This is a genomic window from Vibrio sp. 10N.261.52.A1, assembly GCF_002876325.1.
GTDB classification, from domain to species: domain Bacteria; phylum Pseudomonadota; class Gammaproteobacteria; order Enterobacterales; family Vibrionaceae; genus Vibrio; species Vibrio chagasii.
In genome coordinates, this window is sequence record NZ_MCYD01000642.1 from 1 (window position 1) to 1,398 (window position 1,398).

The window sequence follows — 1,398 nt, forward strand, 5'->3', positions numbered from 1 at the left end:
GTCAATAAGCTGCTGCTGTACTTCTTTCTTGGTTAAGCCTGATGCGTTCAGCTGTTCTAGTTGCTTTTCAAGCCAGCCAATCAGTTTAAGGTTTGAAACGTGACTGCCTAGCTCGTCATCACCCGTCAGGTAAGCAATCGGCCATTTAGATAAATGCTTCTGCCAACGTTTGAAGTTGGTCGGCGTCATCCAGTGCTTCTTCAACCAATCAATACACCATGCTTGGCGCTGGTTATCATCAAGTGCTAACGGAGAAATCACCACACGCTCGGCTTCAACCTCATTCAAGATCTTCAAACCCAACTGGTGGAAGGTATTCACTTGAACCTTCTCAGCGGACAACCCAATTTTACTGTCGAGGCGCTGCTTCATCTCTTCGGCTGCTTCACGACCAAACGCAAGCAATAAAAGCTCTTCGGCTTGCGCTTGGTGACTTTGCAATAAGTATGCGACACGTGCTGTCAGAACACTGGTTTTCCCTGAGCCCGCACCTGCAAGAATCAGGTTGTGGTCATCGTTCATTAGAACCGCGTATTGCTGGGACAAGTTCAACGGAGATGACTCACACTGAGCAAACAAGACTTCCCAGTTTTTTCTCTCTGTCTCTAGCCATTGCTGGTTTCTTTCCGCTTGCTTAGCCTCGGTGTCAGACAACCACGGCTGCAGTCTTGCGATGCGATTTGGCATACGCTGCGCGGCTTCGTCCAGAGTCATCGTCATACTCTCTAAGCCAGAGTTAACCTTATCGACCCAAGTGTTGACTTTAGAGTGAGGAAGAAACGCTGGAAGTTGCTCTAAGCGTAATAACTCAGCTTCCCATTGAGGTACGTGTTCGGCCAGCTGCTCACACTGTGTGTCGTGCCATTTCTGGTATGCCGCCACAGATGCACGTGCAAACTGACGACACTGGTCCCAAGGTAGACCTTGAACTAACCAACTGCGCTGCTTTCCGTCTTGTTGGTTAGCAAAAAACTGTAACGATCCCCAAAACAATCCGCGTTTGATCGCGATCTTGCCACTCCAAATAGTAAACGGGATACGTTCCTCACTTCCCACTGACGACAACAGTAGACGTGAACCATCGAGTTCAACCTGATGGTATTCATTTTGAATAAAAAATTGTGCAGTCTTGTTAGCGCTTAGCTGCATTGGAGTGTGCTCTTAATTGGGAATATTGAATTTATATCATGATGCAATGAGAATTAATAATATCTCATATCTTATCGACGCTTTCATGACCACCTATGGACAATTATGGATAAGTATCAAATTCTTGTGCTTGATTTCTGTTAGGATTATGGTTTTTAGTGCGTCAAGCGAGTGACTGTGGACTTTTCAGCCAAATTACGCCTCTATTGGGCGAATAAAACCATAAATTACAGCATATTAATTCTCATC

The 1,398-nt window shown here is 45.7% G+C and carries 1 protein-coding gene; it reads right to left on the bottom strand.

Features of this window, described 5'->3' with window-relative positions; genetic code table 11:
• On the bottom strand, window positions 1-1,149 hold a 1,149-nt coding region (locus BCT81_RS11915; protein ID WP_157938867.1), incomplete at its 3' end, for a UvrD-helicase domain-containing protein.
• Window positions 1,150-1,398: the final 249 nt, after the last annotated feature.